Origin of the sequence: Bacillus sp. FSL M8-0350, from assembly GCF_038593345.1 — a bacterium.
GTDB classification, from domain to species: Bacteria; Bacillota; Bacilli; order Bacillales; family Bacillaceae; genus Bacillus; species Bacillus safensis.
Map to the genome: position 1 here is coordinate 2,771,316 of NZ_CP151985.1, position 16,015 is coordinate 2,787,330.

Annotated in this window: 14 protein-coding genes and 1 other annotated feature; of the genes, 4 read left to right on the forward strand and 10 right to left on the reverse strand. The window is 42.0% G+C overall.

All coding sequences use genetic code 11. The features are described 5' to 3' along the window. Positions 1-94: 94 nt before the first annotated feature. Positions 95-736: a triacylglycerol lipase gene (locus NSS80_RS14480; RefSeq protein ID WP_117603436.1), complete on the reverse strand. Its 642-nt coding sequence runs from the start codon at positions 734-736 to the stop codon at positions 95-97. Positions 737-943: 207 nt separating this feature from the next. Here NSS80_RS14480 and NSS80_RS14485 point away from each other — a divergent pair, with 207 nt between their 5' ends. Then, the gene (locus tag NSS80_RS14485) at positions 944-1,300 is read left to right on the forward strand and encodes an antibiotic biosynthesis monooxygenase (protein ID WP_317221884.1); all 357 of its coding nucleotides are present in this window, start codon (positions 944-946) and stop codon (positions 1,298-1,300) included. A gap of 83 nt (positions 1,301-1,383) precedes the next feature. Here NSS80_RS14485 and tyrS read toward each other — a convergent pair whose 3' ends face one another. Beyond that, the gene (gene tyrS / locus NSS80_RS14490; RefSeq protein WP_317221883.1) at positions 1,384-2,652 is read right to left on the reverse strand and encodes a tyrosine--tRNA ligase; all 1,269 of its coding nucleotides are present in this window, start codon (positions 2,650-2,652) and stop codon (positions 1,384-1,386) included. A gap of 52 nt (positions 2,653-2,704) precedes the next feature. Then, positions 2,705-2,936 (reverse strand) — a binding site (T-box leader). A gap of 59 nt (positions 2,937-2,995) precedes the next feature. Beyond that, a complete protein-coding gene (acsA, locus tag NSS80_RS14495; RefSeq protein ID WP_025092287.1) occupies positions 2,996-4,720 on the reverse strand; it encodes an acetate--CoA ligase in 1,725 nt (574 codons plus the stop codon). 155 nt (positions 4,721-4,875) lie between these two features. Between acsA and NSS80_RS14500 the strand changes: the two genes are divergently transcribed. The 3 genes from NSS80_RS14500 to NSS80_RS14510 are packed head-to-tail and all read left to right on the forward strand — an operon-like array spanning position 4,876 to position 7,346. Continuing rightward, positions 4,876-5,508, forward strand: a complete 633-nt coding sequence (locus tag NSS80_RS14500; RefSeq protein WP_041114972.1) for a GNAT family N-acetyltransferase — start codon at positions 4,876-4,878, stop codon at positions 5,506-5,508. Positions 5,509-5,547: 39 nt separating this feature from the next. Further along, positions 5,548-6,189, forward strand: a complete 642-nt coding sequence (locus NSS80_RS14505) for a CBS and ACT domain-containing protein (protein WP_034279532.1) — start codon at positions 5,548-5,550, stop codon at positions 6,187-6,189. Next, a complete protein-coding gene (locus NSS80_RS14510; RefSeq protein WP_041114970.1) occupies positions 6,186-7,346 on the forward strand; it encodes an acetoin utilization protein AcuC in 1,161 nt (386 codons plus the stop codon). Before NSS80_RS14505 ends, NSS80_RS14510 begins: the two co-directional genes overlap by 4 nt. 44 nt (positions 7,347-7,390) lie before the next feature. Here the strand turns inward: NSS80_RS14510 and ccpA are convergent, their stop codons facing one another. From ccpA to NSS80_RS14545, 7 genes are all read right to left on the reverse strand, one after another. Next, positions 7,391-8,392, reverse strand: a complete 1,002-nt coding sequence (gene ccpA, locus NSS80_RS14515) for a catabolite control protein A (protein WP_041114968.1) — start codon at positions 8,390-8,392, stop codon at positions 7,391-7,393. Positions 8,393-8,844: 452 nt separating this feature from the next. After that, the gene (locus NSS80_RS14520) at positions 8,845-9,921 is read right to left on the reverse strand and encodes a bifunctional 3-deoxy-7-phosphoheptulonate synthase/chorismate mutase (RefSeq protein WP_024426176.1); all 1,077 of its coding nucleotides are present in this window, start codon (positions 9,919-9,921) and stop codon (positions 8,845-8,847) included. A 221-nt stretch (positions 9,922-10,142) separates the two neighbouring features. After that, the gene (gene ytxJ / locus NSS80_RS14525) at positions 10,143-10,466 is read right to left on the reverse strand and encodes a bacillithiol system redox-active protein YtxJ (RefSeq protein ID WP_024426177.1); all 324 of its coding nucleotides are present in this window, start codon (positions 10,464-10,466) and stop codon (positions 10,143-10,145) included. Between the two features lie 34 nt (positions 10,467-10,500). Beyond that, a complete protein-coding gene (locus NSS80_RS14530; protein WP_024426178.1) occupies positions 10,501-10,971 on the reverse strand; it encodes a YtxH domain-containing protein in 471 nt (156 codons plus the stop codon). Between the two features lie 26 nt (positions 10,972-10,997). Beyond that, positions 10,998-11,417: a DUF948 domain-containing protein gene (locus NSS80_RS14535; RefSeq protein WP_317221882.1), complete on the reverse strand. Its 420-nt coding sequence runs from the start codon at positions 11,415-11,417 to the stop codon at positions 10,998-11,000. A gap of 223 nt (positions 11,418-11,640) precedes the next feature. Further along, positions 11,641-12,939 (reverse strand): UDP-N-acetylmuramate--L-alanine ligase, encoded by a 1,299-nt coding sequence (gene murC / locus NSS80_RS14540; protein ID WP_025092288.1) that lies wholly within the window; start codon positions 12,937-12,939, stop codon positions 11,641-11,643. 302 nt (positions 12,940-13,241) lie between these two features. Next, positions 13,242-15,959, reverse strand: coding sequence for a DNA translocase FtsK (locus NSS80_RS14545; RefSeq protein WP_317221881.1), 2,718 nt, complete (start codon positions 15,957-15,959; stop codon positions 13,242-13,244). Positions 15,960-16,015: the final 56 nt, after the last annotated feature.

Here is a 16,015-nt window from a genome sequence, read left to right on the forward strand (position 1 = left end):
TATCATCGTTTTGCCACCCTTTTCAATATCTCTAGCTGCCATATGCCAGCTGACATCAAAAAAGACAGCATATGCCGCTGTCTTTTTTCGTTTTTTAATTCGTATTTTGTCCTCCGCCGTTCAGTCCTTCTTTAATATACCCTTTCACTTGGCTTGAGGTTAATAGACCGATATGACCAACGCCATGGATCAGGATGTTTCTTGCGCCAATTAAACGAGAGAGGCTGTTGACGACAATAAGATCTGCTGAGCTATAGACGGATGTGTAAAGAATTTTTTGATTTGGATCTGTGCCTGGTAATGCTCTGCTTGAAACGAGTCCGTTTGCTCCACCAATTGTGACAACGTTCTCAATTTTATCGCCGCCATCTAGATTCTTGATATAGTATAGCGTGTTCGCTCCACCCATACTATGAGCCACAATATCTACTTTTTTGGCACCCGTTTTGTCTAACACATCTTTGACGAATCTCGATAGACGCGGACCATTGTTGCGGTTATTTCCTGTTTTGTCTATGAAATCAATAGCATATAATTGGTTTCGATCCCAGCCTTGTGTGGCCAAATAACTTTTAATAGAAAAAAAGTTATAAGAGGCACCGCCAATGCCGTGCACCATCACAACCGGATTATGCTCAGCCGCCTTCGCCTCTTTCGGCTGGATAAACGCCATTGAACCAATCACCAATGCAAGCGCAATGAGAATTTGCAAACTCCTTTTCTTAACAAACATCACTTTCATTCCCCCTTATTCATCTTATACGACTCTATTTTATACAAGAAAAATATGTCAGAAAAGTGAACAAGGTAATGTTTATGAGATGATTTTACAAAAATATAAATAATCAAAAAGCACCTTGGACTTTTTTAAATTAAAACAAAAAGACTACGAGACCTTCTTTCTTTCATATATAATATCAATAGACTAAGAAGGTTCTACTAGATGCTATTCACTCAAACACCTGCACCACCCTACTACGCCGCGATTTTCACATCAAAACGAACAAATGTCGAGCAGAAAGAATACGCTGCTGCTGCTCAAAAAATGGAAGAATTAGCGAAAGATCTAGATGGGTTTCTTGGAATGGAAAGTGTACGAGATGAACATGGTGTTGGAATCACTGTCTCTTACTGGGATTCATTAGAATCCATCAAAGAATGGAAAGCACATACTGCACATGAGCGTGTTCAAAAAAAGGGGAAAAAAGATTGGTATGAATCCTATACAACCCGAATTTGTAAGGTAGAACATGCTTATACAAACAAAGATTCACTCCTTGAACAAGAAGCAGACGCATGAGCTGCTTCTACATAAAAAAGAAAAACACCTCAATGTATACGAACATTTGAGGTGCTTTTCCATGATGCTTACTGTTTCATACTTTATTTATACGTCACGAGGAAGTATTTCTTTTTCCCTCTTCTTAAAACGGTAAATTGGTTTTCAATTCGGTCGTCAGCGGAAAGAACATAATCTTTATCTGTTTGTCTCTCTCCGTTGATGGAGACAGCACCATTTGTAATATCTTCACGTGCTTGACGCTTTGATGGAGACAGCTTTGATTCCACAAGGATATCGACTAGTGTTAATTCTTCTGTGCTGCTTTTCTCCATTGATGGAACATCCTTAAAGCCTACTTTCACTTCTTCAGCTGTAAGAGATTTGATCTCACCTTTGAATAGCGCATTTGAGATGTTAACAGCCTGTTCTAGTGATTCACGGCCATGTACAAGTGTTGTCACTTCCTCTGCTAGACGGCGCTGCGCTTCACGCTTTTCAGGTGCTGTTTGTACTTTTTCTTCGTACGATGCGATCTCTTCTTTTGATAAGAACGTAAAGTATTTTAAATATTTCACGACATCACGGTCATCTGTGTTGATCCAGAATTGGTAGAACTCATATGGAGACGTTTTTTCTTTATCTAACCAGATGGCGCCGCCTTCTGTTTTACCAAACTTTGTGCCGTCTGCTTTTGTGACAAGCGGCATCGTCAGACCAAATGCTTTTGCCCCTTCTGCTTCAGACTTACGGATCAGCTCAAGTCCAGATGTGATATTTCCCCACTGGTCACTTCCGCCAATTTGCAGCTTACAATTTTCATTTCTGTAAAGGTTTAAGAAGTCTAAAGACTGCAGGATGACGTAGCTGAATTCTGTGTAAGAAATCCCTGTTTCGATACGTGAGCTCACGATATCTTTTGCCAGCATGAAGTTTACACCGAAGTTCTTTCCAATATCACGAAGGAACGTGATGACATTCATTTGGCTGATCCAGTCGTAGTTATTCACGATGACGGCTGGATTCTCGTCTGCTTCAAAATCAAGAAATTGAGACAGCTGTCCTTTGATTTTTTCTGACCACTGTTCGACGATTTCTGCTGGATTTAGTGAACGTTCCGCTTTTTTGAAGCTAGGGTCGCCGATTAGTCCAGTTGCGCCGCCAACAAGAGCAATCGGATGATGACCTGCTTCTTGGAATCTGCGTAATGTTAAAATTGGCAATAGATGACCAATGTGTAAGCTGTCAGCTGTCGGATCAAAGCCGGAGTATAGTTTGATTTTTTCTTCTGCTAATAATTTTGTTAAACCTTCTTCATCTGTTTGCTGCTGGATTAATCCTCTGAACGATAGCTCTTCCATCAATTGACTCATTTCCAAATCTCCTTTTTTTACAATTCAACAAAAAAACGCCCCTTCGAATGAACGAAGGGACGATATATATCGCGGTACCACCCTGCTTAAAAGACAAAAAATCTCGTCTTTTCACTTACACTGATAACGGACAGATCCGTTCTTTCACTAATCAGGGCATGCTCCTTTTCGTAAAAGCGGTTCGTGAGGGTAATTCGAATATCTCTTTGTACTGACTCGCACCAGCCGTCAGCTCTCTTCAACAGGGAAAGATCATTCTACTGAATCTCAGTCAAAACCTTTTCATATTCAACTAATGTCATTTTTAACACACTTTTGATATCAAGTCAACTGATGAAAAAATTTAATCTTCCATTGTCGAAAGGTCGCCAGCAGGTAAATTCAGCTCCCACGCCTTTAGCACACGTCTCATAATTTTTCCGCTTCTCGTTTTCGGCAGTTTGTCTTTAAACTCAATTTCTCGCGGTGCCGCATGTGCTGCGAGTCCTTTTTTCACAAATGTACGAATCTCTTCTTTCAGCTCATCTGTCGGCTCATATCCGCTTCTAAGCGCTATAAATGCTTTAATAATTTCACCGCGGACCGGATCTGGCTTTCCAATGACACCAGCCTCCGCAATAGCTGGATGTTCGACCAGTTTACTTTCCACCTCAAATGGACCGACCCGCTCTCCTGACGTCATGATGACATCATCGACACGTCCCTGGAACCAAAAGTATCCGTCTTCGTCCATATAAGCTGAATCTCCTGAAACATACCAATCTCCCGGCATAAAGTAAGATTCATATTTTTCAGGATTGTTCCAGATCGTATGCATCATAGAAGGCCAGCCTTTTTTAATCGCAAGGTTGCCCATCCGGTATGGCGGAAGTTCATTTCCTGCATTATCGACAATTGCCGCTTCTACGCCTGGAATCGGTTTTCCCATCGAGCCTGGCTTGATGTCCATGCATGGATAATTACAAATCAGCTGTGCACCCGTTTCTGTCATCCACCAAGTGTCGTGAATTCTCTTGCCAAAAACAGCATCTCCCCAGCGGATGACTTCTGGATTAAGCGGCTCTCCCACACTTAAGACATGGCGGAGCGAGCTGAGGTCATATTTTTGAATGAGATCATCCCCTGCCCCCATGAGCATTCTAAAGGCGGTCGGGGCACTGTACCAAACGGTTACACCGAGTGATTCAATGGTTTCATACCACGTATCAGGATTAAACCGGCCGCCTAAAATCACATTCGTCGCCCCATTTAACCACGGTGAAAAAATACCGTACACTGTGCCTGTAACCCAGCCTGGATCAGCTGTACACCAGTAAACGTCATCTTCTTTCAAGTCAAGCACCCATTTACCAGTCTGACCTTGCTGGACCATTGCACCATGGACATGAAGTACACCTTTTGGCGTACCAGTAGATCCTGATGTGTAATGAAGCAGGAAGCCGTCTTTTTCATCCATCCATTCAATCTCAAGCTCCTTTGCTGCCTCCTCAAACGCCTTTTCATAGTGAATTGTCCGCACGCCATCGACGTCTTCGTTTTCACCGCCGACAATGATGACAGATTCAAGCTTCGGAAGCTCTGCAAATGGAATTCGCTCAAGCAAATCTGGTGTTGTCACGATCACCTTTGCCTCACTATTTTCTAAACGGTCTTTGACGGCACCTTCCATAAATGCCTCAAATAATGGGCCAACGATCGCTCCAATTTTAACTGCACCAAGCAAAAGAAAATAGAGCTCAGGTGATCTTGGCATAAAGATAAACACGCGATCCCCTTTTTCTACATGTGCCTTTTCTCTGAATAGATTCCCCGCTTTGTTTGTGTTGATTTTCATATCCCTGAACGTATACTTTTCATCCCGCTGTGAATCTTTGTAGTGAAGCGCCACCTTGTTCTGACGAAACGAGTCCGCATGTCTGTCAATCGCTTCATAGGCTGCATTTATTTTTCCTGTTTCATACCAAGAGAAGTTTTTTCTAGCTTCCTCCCATGAAAAATCTTTGTATGCCTGCTCATAATCATTTAAATGATAATCCCCTTTTACTGATGGTAGCGTTTCCAATTTCATCAAACAGTCCCCCTTTGCATACGTTTACAATGACCATTATAGTATAGATGACTTTTTTTCTCAATTTTTAAAAAACTTCTGATGAAACCGTTTTAATTATTGCAAGTTTTGAGATAGAATAGAGACGACTCACTAGAATTAGGGGCGGTGGATACGTGGAGCATCCTAAAACTTATTATTCAAAAACCATTGAGCGAGAAACAGGTTCCATCCTGGTTGAAGGACCGGTACCTGCATCAGAGCTTGCGAACTATACGTTTCATGAAGGACTAACGGCATTTCGCACGCCTGAGGAACAGAAACAAGCACTTGTTGAAATAGCAGATCTTCCAGAAGGACGTATTATCATTGCAAGAGCGAATGATCTTGTCGTAGGCTATGTCACGTATTTGTATCCTGATCCACTTGAGCGTTGGTCAGAGGGCAAAATGGACAATTTAATTGAGCTTGGCGCGATTGAGGTCGCTCCTCCATTTAGAGGATGCTCACTTGGCAAGCATTTGCTTGATGTGAGCATGATGGATGAACAAATGGAGAATTACATCATCATTACAACTGAATATTACTGGCATTGGGATTTAAAGGGGACAAAGAAAAACGTTTGGGAGTACCGCAAAATGATGGAGAAAATGATGAACGCAGGCGGTCTTGTCTGGTTTGCAACAGACGAGCCAGAAATCAGCTCACATCCAGCCAATTGTTTAATGGCCAGAATTGGGAAACATGTGAGTCCTGATTCGATCGAGCGTTTCGATCGTCTTCGCTTCCATCAGCGCTTTATGTATTAACGTTCAATTCGTTTTTTTGGCAAAGGGGATTGGTAAACAATGATGATTGAACAAATTATGGAGCGTGATGTGATCACGCTGCGAAAAACCGATACGATTGAAGAAGCCATTCAAAAAATGAGTGCACACCACATCCGGCATATCCCGATCGTATCTGATCAAGGGTCTGTCATTGGGATGGTGACAGATCGGGATATTAAAAATGCCAGTCCAAGTATTTTTGAAACAGAGAAAAGGAAGCTTTTCATTCAGCGGCCAGTAGAAGAGATCATGGTATTAGAGACGATCACTGCTCACCCGCTTGATTTCGTTGAGGAGATATCAAGTGTCTTTTTTGAGCACGGAATTGGCTGTCTTCCAGTGGTGAGACGCGGCAAGCTTGTAGGCATTATCACAAAAACAGATCTGCTTCGTACGTTTGTAAGACTGACAGGTGCAGATCAGCCTGGGTCGCACTTAGAGGTTGAAGTGGAGCAGATGACAGAAAGCCTCGCAGATATTACAGCCATTTTAAAGGAGCAGCATATTCAAATGCTGAGTGTGCTCGTGTACCCGCATGCCAATGAGGCATCTAAAGTGCTCGTATTCCGCCTTCAAACCATTCATGCAGATCATGTGACGAAGCTGATTCGCGCAAAAGGCTATAAAGTGCTCTGGCCTATGGAGCAGACGATCAAATGAAGGAAGCGACCTTTGTTTTTTCACCATCTTTTCAAACGTACCAATTTAACCAAGATCATCCCTTCAATCAGCTTCGTGTCTACTTAACTTATGATCTACTTCAAAAAATGAAGGCGTTAACAGAGGATGAAATCGTTGCACCGCGTATGGCTACTCTGGAGGAATTAAAGCTCGTCCATACAGCAGATTATATCCAGGCTGTGCAGCGGGCAAGTGAAGGAAAGCTGTCTACGGCAGAGGGTGAACGATACGGTCTTGGCACTGAAGATACACCGATGTTCGCAGGCATGCATGAGGCGGCATCTCTCCTTGTTGGCGGAACATTAACAGCGGTTGACCAAGTGATGCTCGGTCATTCGCAGCATGCCCTCAATCTTGGCGGCGGGCTTCACCACGGATTCAAAGGGCGTGCATCTGGCTTTTGTATTTATAATGACAGCTCTGTGGCGATTCAATATATTCAAAAGACATATGGCGCTAGAATTTTATATATTGATACGGATGCTCATCATGGCGATGGTGTCCAGTTCAGCTTCTATGACGACCCAGAGGTATGTACGGTGTCCATTCATGAAACGGGACGCTACTTATTCCCTGGAACCGGACAAGTACAGGAAAGAGGCCACGATAAAGGCTATGGCTATGCTTATAATATTCCACTAGATGCATTTACGGAAGATGAATCGTTTCTCGAAGCATACCGAACAGCAGTGACTGAGATTGCTGCTTTTTTTAAACCAGATGTGATTTTGACGCAAAACGGGGCAGATGCACACTACTATGACCCGTTAACTCATTTATCTGCCACCATGAAAATATATGAAGAAATTCCTAGACTTGCTCATGAGCTTGCGCATCAATATTGTGACGGCAAGTGGATCGCTGTTGGCGGAGGGGGATATGATATTTGGCGCGTCGTTCCAAGAGCGTGGAGCCGCATTTGGCTTGAGATGAAAGGCATTACACCGCCAAATGAGCTCCCTCAGGACTGGATTCAGGCATGGAATAAGCAATCGCCTGTTACCCTTCCACCTACATGGAAAGATCCTGACGATATATATCCACCGATCCCAAGAAAAGCAGAAATCACAGAAAAAAATGCTCAAACAGTAGAAAAAGCACTCATGCCTGTTAGAAGAGAAAAGAAAAAGGCATAAGAAAAGCAGGCTTTCCCTCATGAGGTAAGCCTGCTTTTTTTGTTTTATTTTGTTGATTGTCTTTCTTCAATTCTGTGCGGAAGCTCAACAATTTGATCGTCCACTTGTTCTTTGTTCATCAGCTTTGTGAGCAATCTCATCGCAACAGCACCAATATCATATGTCGGCTGTACAACTGTTGTCAGCTGAGGACGCACCATGAGAGAAAGTCTTGTGTTATCAAAGCCAATCACTTCTAAGTCTTCAGGAATAGATACCCCTCTGTCTTGTGCTCCATGAATGACACCTAGAGCCATTTCATCTGTAGCTGCGATAACAGCTGTCGGCTTGTCAGACTGCTCAAGCAGATGAGCAAGTGATTCAATTCCAGAATCATACGAGTAATCGCCTTCAGCGACGAGCGTATCGTCAAACGCTATGCCCGCTTCTTCAAGTGCTCGCTTATAACCTGCAAGCTTTCTCACGGAATTAATTGGTTCTGACATTGGACCAGAAACAAACGCAATTCGTTTATGTCCTTTTTCAACTAACAGCTGAACTGAGTCATAAATGGCCTGCTCATAGTTGATGTTGACGGATGGTGTTTGAGCCTGTTCTTCAACAGATGCTGCAAGCACAATCGGTACAGGAGAGCGCTTAAATTCTTCCACATGCACATCTGTGATGTTTCCGCCCATAAAGACAATTCCGTCTACTTGTTTGCCCAGCATCGTATTTAACAAATGAAGCTCTTTATCCGTATTTTGATCTGAGTTGCTTAAAATGATGTTGTATTTATACATCGTGGCGATATCTTCAATACCGCGTGCTAATTCTGAATAGAAGATACTAGAAATATCAGGGATGATGACCCCAACTGTCGTTGTTTTTTTACTTGCAAGGCCTCGTGCCACTGCATTTGGACGATAGCCAAGGCGATCAATCGCTTCAAGCACCTTTTTTCTTGTTGTTGGTTTTACGTTTGGATTACCATTTACTACGCGTGATACCGTTGCCATACTTACATTTGCTTCTCTTGCTACATCATATATTGTAACATTATTCACATAAATCACTCCTTCAAATACACTTCATATCTATAGCATTCACCAATTAGATAGAGACATGTCAGATACGAGGAAAATAATATCCTATTTGTCATTAAAACGATGAAAAGAGACACATAATTTTTCAATCTACATCAAAATGACATTCTTTTATGAAATTATACACGTTTTTTTGTCATATGAAAACGTTCCCTTTCTTTTTATAACTAAATTAAACAAACTTTAATCAGCTTGTTACCTGTAATTTGAATCATATTTCATAAAAAAGCATCGAGAACGCCAGCTATGACAATGATCTTAGCAGATTCTATCGAATTTTAAAAATGAAAACATTGTGAACAAGCACTTTTTGGGCTTGCAATGTGCTTTCTTCCTTTCATTCCCAAACCTCATGGTATTTTTTCCATAAAAAAACCGCCGGGCAGTCATCCGGCGGCTATTTCTATCTATGATTACGCGTGAATGTTGACAAGTGGTCTTAACGCATCTAACCATTTTTCGAATTGTGGAATGTCCATTTGCTGCGCTGAATCAGATAGAGCAACAGATGGATCTGGATGTACTTCTGCCATGACACCGTCTGCTCCAATCGCAAGAGCTGCTTTTGCTGTTGGAAGGAGAAGATCTCTACGTCCAGTTGAATGCGTCACATCAACGAAGACTGGTAAATGTGTCTCTTGTTTCAAGATTGGCACTGCCGAGATATCTAGTGTATTTCTTGTCGCTGTTTCGTATGTGCGGATACCGCGCTCGCAAAGGATGATTTGATCATTTCCTTGGGCGATGATGTATTCAGCTGCATTGATGAATTCTGAGATGGTCGCTGCAAGACCGCGTTTTAAAAGAACTGGTTTATTCACGGAACCGGCTTCTTTTAATAGCTCGAAGTTTTGCATGTTACGTGCCCCAATTTGGATGACATCGATATGCTCAATCGCTTCTTCAATATGAGCAGGATTGACAATTTCACTAATGACAGCAAGACCGTATTCATCCGCTACACGCTTTAGAATCTTTAGACCATCTACACCAAGTCCTTGGAAATCATATGGACTTGTGCGAGGTTTAAATGCGCCACCGCGAAGTAGTTTTAATCCCTGCTGTTTCGCTGCTGCCGCTACTTCTGCGACTTGCTCGTAGCTTTCAACGGCACATGGTCCAACGATGAAACGCTGCTTTCCATCACCGATCGCTTCCCCATTGATATTCACGATTGTGTTTTCTGGTTTTTTCTTACGAGAAACAAGAAGTGCTTTGCTGTGGTCATCTTCTTGAAGCTCTAGACCTGCTTTGAAAATCTCTTTGAAAATATGTTGAATCGTTGAATTTTCAAATGGCCCATCATTTTCTTCAAGAATTTGGTTCAGCATTGTGCGCTCTCTGACAGGATCATAACGGTTGACACCTTGCGCTTCTTTCGCTTTTCCAATTTCTTTGACAATGTTTCCTCTGTCATTGATCAGTTTTAAGATTTGAAGATTTAGTTCATCTGCTTGCTGCCTCAATTTTTCTAATTCATTGTTGCTCATTTTTGTCATCCTTTCCTCTGCCTGCTCTCGCTTTTTATTTTTTCATTCTTGCATGATAGGGTTTATTATAAACAAAGATTTCGGAATTGTCACGAAAATTTTCTTTATTACCCAAACGCTTTTAAGTGGTAAAGTATTGTATGTAAGATTATAGCATACTTTTTGTTCAAGTAAACCTTTTTTATAAAAAAAACGTCAGCCGCTGCTGACGTTTCTTTCTTTTACAGATTATGTTCAAGCGCTTCTTTTGTAATGCTTGAGTGAGAAGCATGCCATTTTACTTTTCCACCGCTAAAGATGAGTGCCTGCGGACTTTCATGCTTTACTCCAGACTTTTCCGTCACATAGGATGAAAGCTCTCTCGTGTTTTGAATTTGTAAGAAATACGCAGGTACGTCTTCATGTGCAGACGCAAATGCTTCAAACTCTTGAAAAGCCGCTTGGCTGATTGGACATGTCAAACTGTGCTTAAAAAAGACAAAGGTCCCATCTTGATTCGTTAGTTGATCAAACTGTTCTTCTGTTTCAATGAGTTGTTTTGACATGATGTTCTCCTTCTTCACTTCTTAGCAGTGAGCGTTAGCCTTTAGTCGATTGTTCTACTTTTTCTTTGACATCCTTGATGCCGTCTTCAATTTCTGATTTCGCTTCTTGTGCTCGTACTTTTGCTTCATCTGCTACATCAGATGCTTCGCTTGCCAAATCCGCTGCCGCATCTTCTGCTTCACTTTTCACTTTATTAGCTTTTCCAGCTGCTCGCTCTTTTATGTCTTTCACTTTGTCTAAAATCTGGTTTGACTGCTCTGCTACAAGCTGAGACAATTCAGACGTTTTATCTTTCGCAATCGTCACATATTCAGTGCCTCTTTCTTTTGCATCTGTTGTGAGCCGGTCTGTTTTTTCTTTTAACGCATTCGCTTGGGTGTTCAAATCATCGCGAAGCTCTTTCCCTGACTTCGGTGCTAAAAATAATGCTGTTGTTGCACCAACAATTCCACCAATAAGTGTTCCGATCAAAAAGTCTTTGCTATTGATTCCGTCTTTGCTCATGATTATTCCTCCTATGCGAATATGGTTTATTTTTGATATTTACGCTGTTTCCATTTTTTATAAATTTCAAGTGCTGCGTTACTCCAGCTTACCACATCCGTCACTTTTTCTTGATTTCTTTCAACGGATGAAGAAACCGCACCAGCTGCCTGCTTTATGCTTGTATTAAATTGGTTGATCGAGCCGCCAATTCCCTGCACCGCATCCACAACTGTGTTAAGTTTTGCTGATTTGTCTTGAATATCTTCAGCAAGCTGATTCGTCTTATGTAGCAACTGTGCTGTCTCTGTGGTGATGCCTTGCATCTGACCTTCAAGACCTTCTAAAGTTGATGCAACATTCTTTAATGTCAGCTGTAAGGATTTTAATGTTTTGGACAAATAGATGACAAGAATGAGGAAAGCAATTGCGATCAGTGCAACGCTTAGATATAGAATAATAATCATCTGATACCTCCTTTGCTGCGGGCATATTCAATTCATTACCCTCTCGTTGTATCATTCAAACATCGCCTAGAATGACCGATTGAATAATAATTCTACACTTATTCGCTAATTCCTGTCCACAGCGAACGAAAAAAAGCGCCGCATGTTGACACATTTAGCCCTTTTGTCACATTTTATTCAAAATAAAAAAAGTGCCGTGTGAAACGGCACTTTTTTAAAGCATTTATACAGCGACTTTTTCATAAGCACGCAAATACTTCTGAATGTCTCCTGCTCCCATAAAGATCAGAATTGCATCTTCGTGCGTTTTCAGCACAGATGTATCTTCTTCCTCAATTAATTGGGCCTGCGGGATTTTTTCTCGTAAATCTTCAATGCTCAGCTTCCCAATGTTTTCACGGGCTGAACCGAAAATATCACAAAGGTAGACATAGTCGGCTTTCTTTAGACTGTCAGCAAATTCACTTAAGAATTGCTGTGTACGTGTGAACGTATGCGGCTGGAAGACAGCCACAATATCACGGTCCGGATATTTTTGGCGAGCTGCTTCAATCGTGACTTCAATTTCAGTTGGATGATGTGCATAATCGTCAATTAAGACCTGCTCACCGACTACTTTTTCATTAAAGCGTCGTTTCACACCGCCAAATGTCGTTAATGCGCCTTTGATAAGTTCTACATCAATGGACTCATAGTGACATAATGCAATGACAGCTAACGAGTTGAGGACATTATGATTTCCGTAGGCAGGAATGTAGAAGGTATCATAAAACGTATTGCGTACAAATACATCAAATGTGGTACCTTCCGTATTTTTCACAACATTGCGTGCTTGGAAATCATTTTCTTCGTTGAAACCGTAGTACACAACAGGTACCTTCGCTTGAATCTTTGGCAGATGCTCATCATCACCGCAGGCAATAATGGCTTTTTTCACTTGAAGCGCCATGTTTTGAAATGCATCAAACACGTCATCAATATCCGAGAAATAATCAGGGTGATCAAAATCAATATTGGTCATGATCGCATAGTCTGGATGATAGCTGAGGAAGTGTCTGCGGTATTCGCATGCTTCAAATACAAAATACTCGCTGTTTTCTTTCCCCATTCCAGATCCATCACCGATTAAGTACGAAGTAGGTTTGGCTGCCTGCATGACGTGAGCAAGCAGTCCTGTTGTCGATGTTTTTCCATGAGCACCAGTAATCGCAACGTTTGTGAATGAATCCATGTATTCTCCAAGGAATTTATGGTAGCGAATGACAGGAATCCCTTCAGAAAGGGCACGTTCAATCTCAGGGTGTGTATCAGGGAATGCATTTCCTGCGATGACCGTCATCCCTGGCTGAATATTATCTGGGTCAAATGGTAGAATTTTAATATTTCGTTCTTCTAATGCTTTTTGTGTAAAGATATGTTTTTCGATATCCGATCCTTGGACAGTATACCCAGTATCATGAAGAATTTGGGCCAGTGGACTCATACCTGTCCCTTTTATTCCAACAAAATGATAAACAGTCATAATTGTACCTCCAACAAACGTCTATCTGACTTACAGTATATGACGCTCATTTCAATTTGCAACTTGTGATTTTTGCCTCTAGCTGATCACAGATCGCAGCTCCAAATAAAGATTTTTTCCGATCTTCCTATTCTAATCAATATTAACTATGATTAGTATCCGACAACTTTCCCATTTCTAACACCTGTTTCCGCTTATTTTACATAAAAAAGCGTTCTGGCAGACATGCGAAAAGCGTCCAATTACAAAATTGCACCTATGTGCTATCATACCATGTTTACGAGAAAAATGAAGTGGTTTGTTTAGATCAACTGTTCTAAGTCACTCAATGTCATGAGTACTTCTCTTGGCTTACTGCCTTTCGCACCAGAAATCATGCCCTCGCGTTCCATCATGTCAATCAACCTGGCTGCACGATTGTAGCCAATTCTAAATCTTCGCTGCAAACTTGATGTACTAGCGCTATTCTGCTCGATGGCAAAACGGCAGGCATCCATAAACAATTCATCTTCGTCTGTAATCGCAGAGCCTTGCAGCATGAGTTCCTCCTGTTCAAAAAGGAACACGGGCTTACGCTGCTTTCTCACATGTGCCACCACTTGATCAATCTCACGGTCTGATACAAAGTTCCCTTGCAGCCTTGTCGGCTTGCCGGAGCCATTTTCTAAGAAGAGCATGTCTCCTTTTCCGAGAAGCTTTTCTGCACCTGCCATGTCAATGATCGTTCTTGAATCCACCTGACTTGAAACAGAAAACGCAATTCTTGTTGGGATATTGGCTTTAATGAGACCTGTAATAACATCAACAGAAGGTCTTTGTGTCGCAATCAATAAGTGAATGCCGCATGCTCTTGCTTTCTGTGCAATTCGGCAGATGCTTTCTTCGACTTCATTTGGTGCGACCATCATTAAATCAGCCAGCTCATCAATCACCACGACGAGATAAGGCAGTTTTTCACCCATTTGTTTTTCTTTCACAAGCTCATTGAATCGTTTAATTTCTCTCACGCCAGAGTGTGCAAATAGTTCATAGCGTCTTTCCATTTCATCCACTACCCATTTCAGAGCAGCTGTTGCTGTCTTAGCATCGGTAATGACGGGACTCACAAGATGCGGAATGTGATTATACGGCGCTAATTCAACCATTTTAGGGTCAATTAAGAGCATTTTCACTTCATCTGGTGATGCTTTAAACATTAAGCTCACTAAAATCGTATTAATGCAGACGCTTTTTCCTGAACCAGTGGCTCCGGCAATTAAGCCATGGGGCATTTTTTGCAGATCAACCACGACAGGCTGGCCTGAAATATCTAATCCGAGTGCCGCTGTTAAAGGAGATGGATTGTCTCTAAACGCACTGCTTCTGATCATTTCTCTTAAGAACACCATTTTACTGTGCAGGTTTGGCACTTCGATCCCGATTGTGTTCTTTCCTGGAATCGGGGCTTCAATTCGAATATCCTTTGCGGACAAACTAAGTTTAATATCATCTGACAGGTTCGTGATTTTGTTCACTTTGACACCTGGTTCTGGATGTACTTCAAACCTTGTCACAGAAGGGCCCTGTGTGACATGAACCACACTTGCTCTTACATTGAAATTTTTAAGTGTCGCATTAAGCAGCTCTGCCCGCTCTTTCACCCATGTCCCGTCCTCTTCTTTTTGAGCTGGCGGTACATCTAATAGGGCGAGACTTGGAAAAACATACCCTTGTGTATCGGCTGCTTTCTTTTGCCCTTGCACGCGCTGGTCGCTTTTTAACATCATGACATTAAACGGAACCGTAGAGGTTTGCCCGCTTGTGCGTTGTGGCTGCGGAGATGTCTGTTTTGGTTCTTCTTTCTTGACTTCCTGCGTTTGTTCTTGCTGCTCTGTCTGCTCTATAACCGTTTCTGCCGGTTCAGATGCAGTTTGTTCCTCTCTTACTTGTTCTACTGGCATCGCTTGATCTTCTTCAATTTCAGCTTCTTGAACCAGCTGTACTTCCTGCAGGTCATGTTGGACTGGCTCAGCTTCTTCAAATGCTGCCGCTGGCGCTTCTTCTTGTTTGTTTTCTATTGGATCAGCTTCTACTTCTTCCACCGGTTCTGCTGAAATGTTTTCTGTTAACGCCGCTTCTTCTGCTGGAATGTCTACTTCCATTTCAATCGCTGGCTGCGAAGGTTCCGGTGTTTCGAAGGTCAACATCTCTATTTCCTCAGTATGCTCTTCAAACTGATGGACAGGCTCGTCCTTTATTTCTTCTTCATCACTGGAAACAGTCTGTTTCGGCTCAGACTCTACCGGCTGCTTCTGATAGACTTCGGCTTGCTGCTTATGTAAATCAGCTTCATGATGATCTTCTGGCTCGATGAAAGGCTCGTCAGTTAAACGTTCCATCGTCGATTGAACATGATCTTGATAAGCGAGTTCCTCTTGCAATGTATGCGGGGTTACTGCTGGATCCTTATCTGCTCTCTCTTTTGCTGACGCTGAAACCATTTCCTCGATACGTTTTTCTTTCTGTATTGACGGGATGTTCATTTGCTGTCTGACATTCCGTTCACGCTCTGCCTCTTCTGATAACAGTGTGACACGCTGCGCCGTTTCTTCTGCTGCTTTCCTTTGAACTGAAGCTGTTTCTTCTTTTGCATCTGCCCGTTTTGGACGCATATCCTGATGATAGCCATAGATCGGTGATGGAATTTGCTCTGGCTTGAATGGCTTTTTATTCATATCAGGCTGAAGCGTTTGTTTAGGCTGATAGGTTGTCTGTCTGGTCTTTGACTGGCTTGGTTTGGCGCGTCTTCTCTCCGGCTTCACTCCATCGCGCTGAGGTTCATCTGGAACGAGCGGAAAGCGAAAGTTCCCTTTTGGATATTCATAATACACTTTCGTATCTTCGATTTTTTTATATTCTTTATGCGGTTCAAAAGCTGGCTGCTTTGGTGCAGCTAGATCTTCTTCAGGTCTTGCAGCTTTTTCTTCTTTCTTTTCTTCTCCTAAAAATACACTAAAAAATTTATCTAACCAACTCATCATTTATCACTCACTTTAACTCCCCTTACGTTTTCTTGGGCGATTTTTAGTATACCATT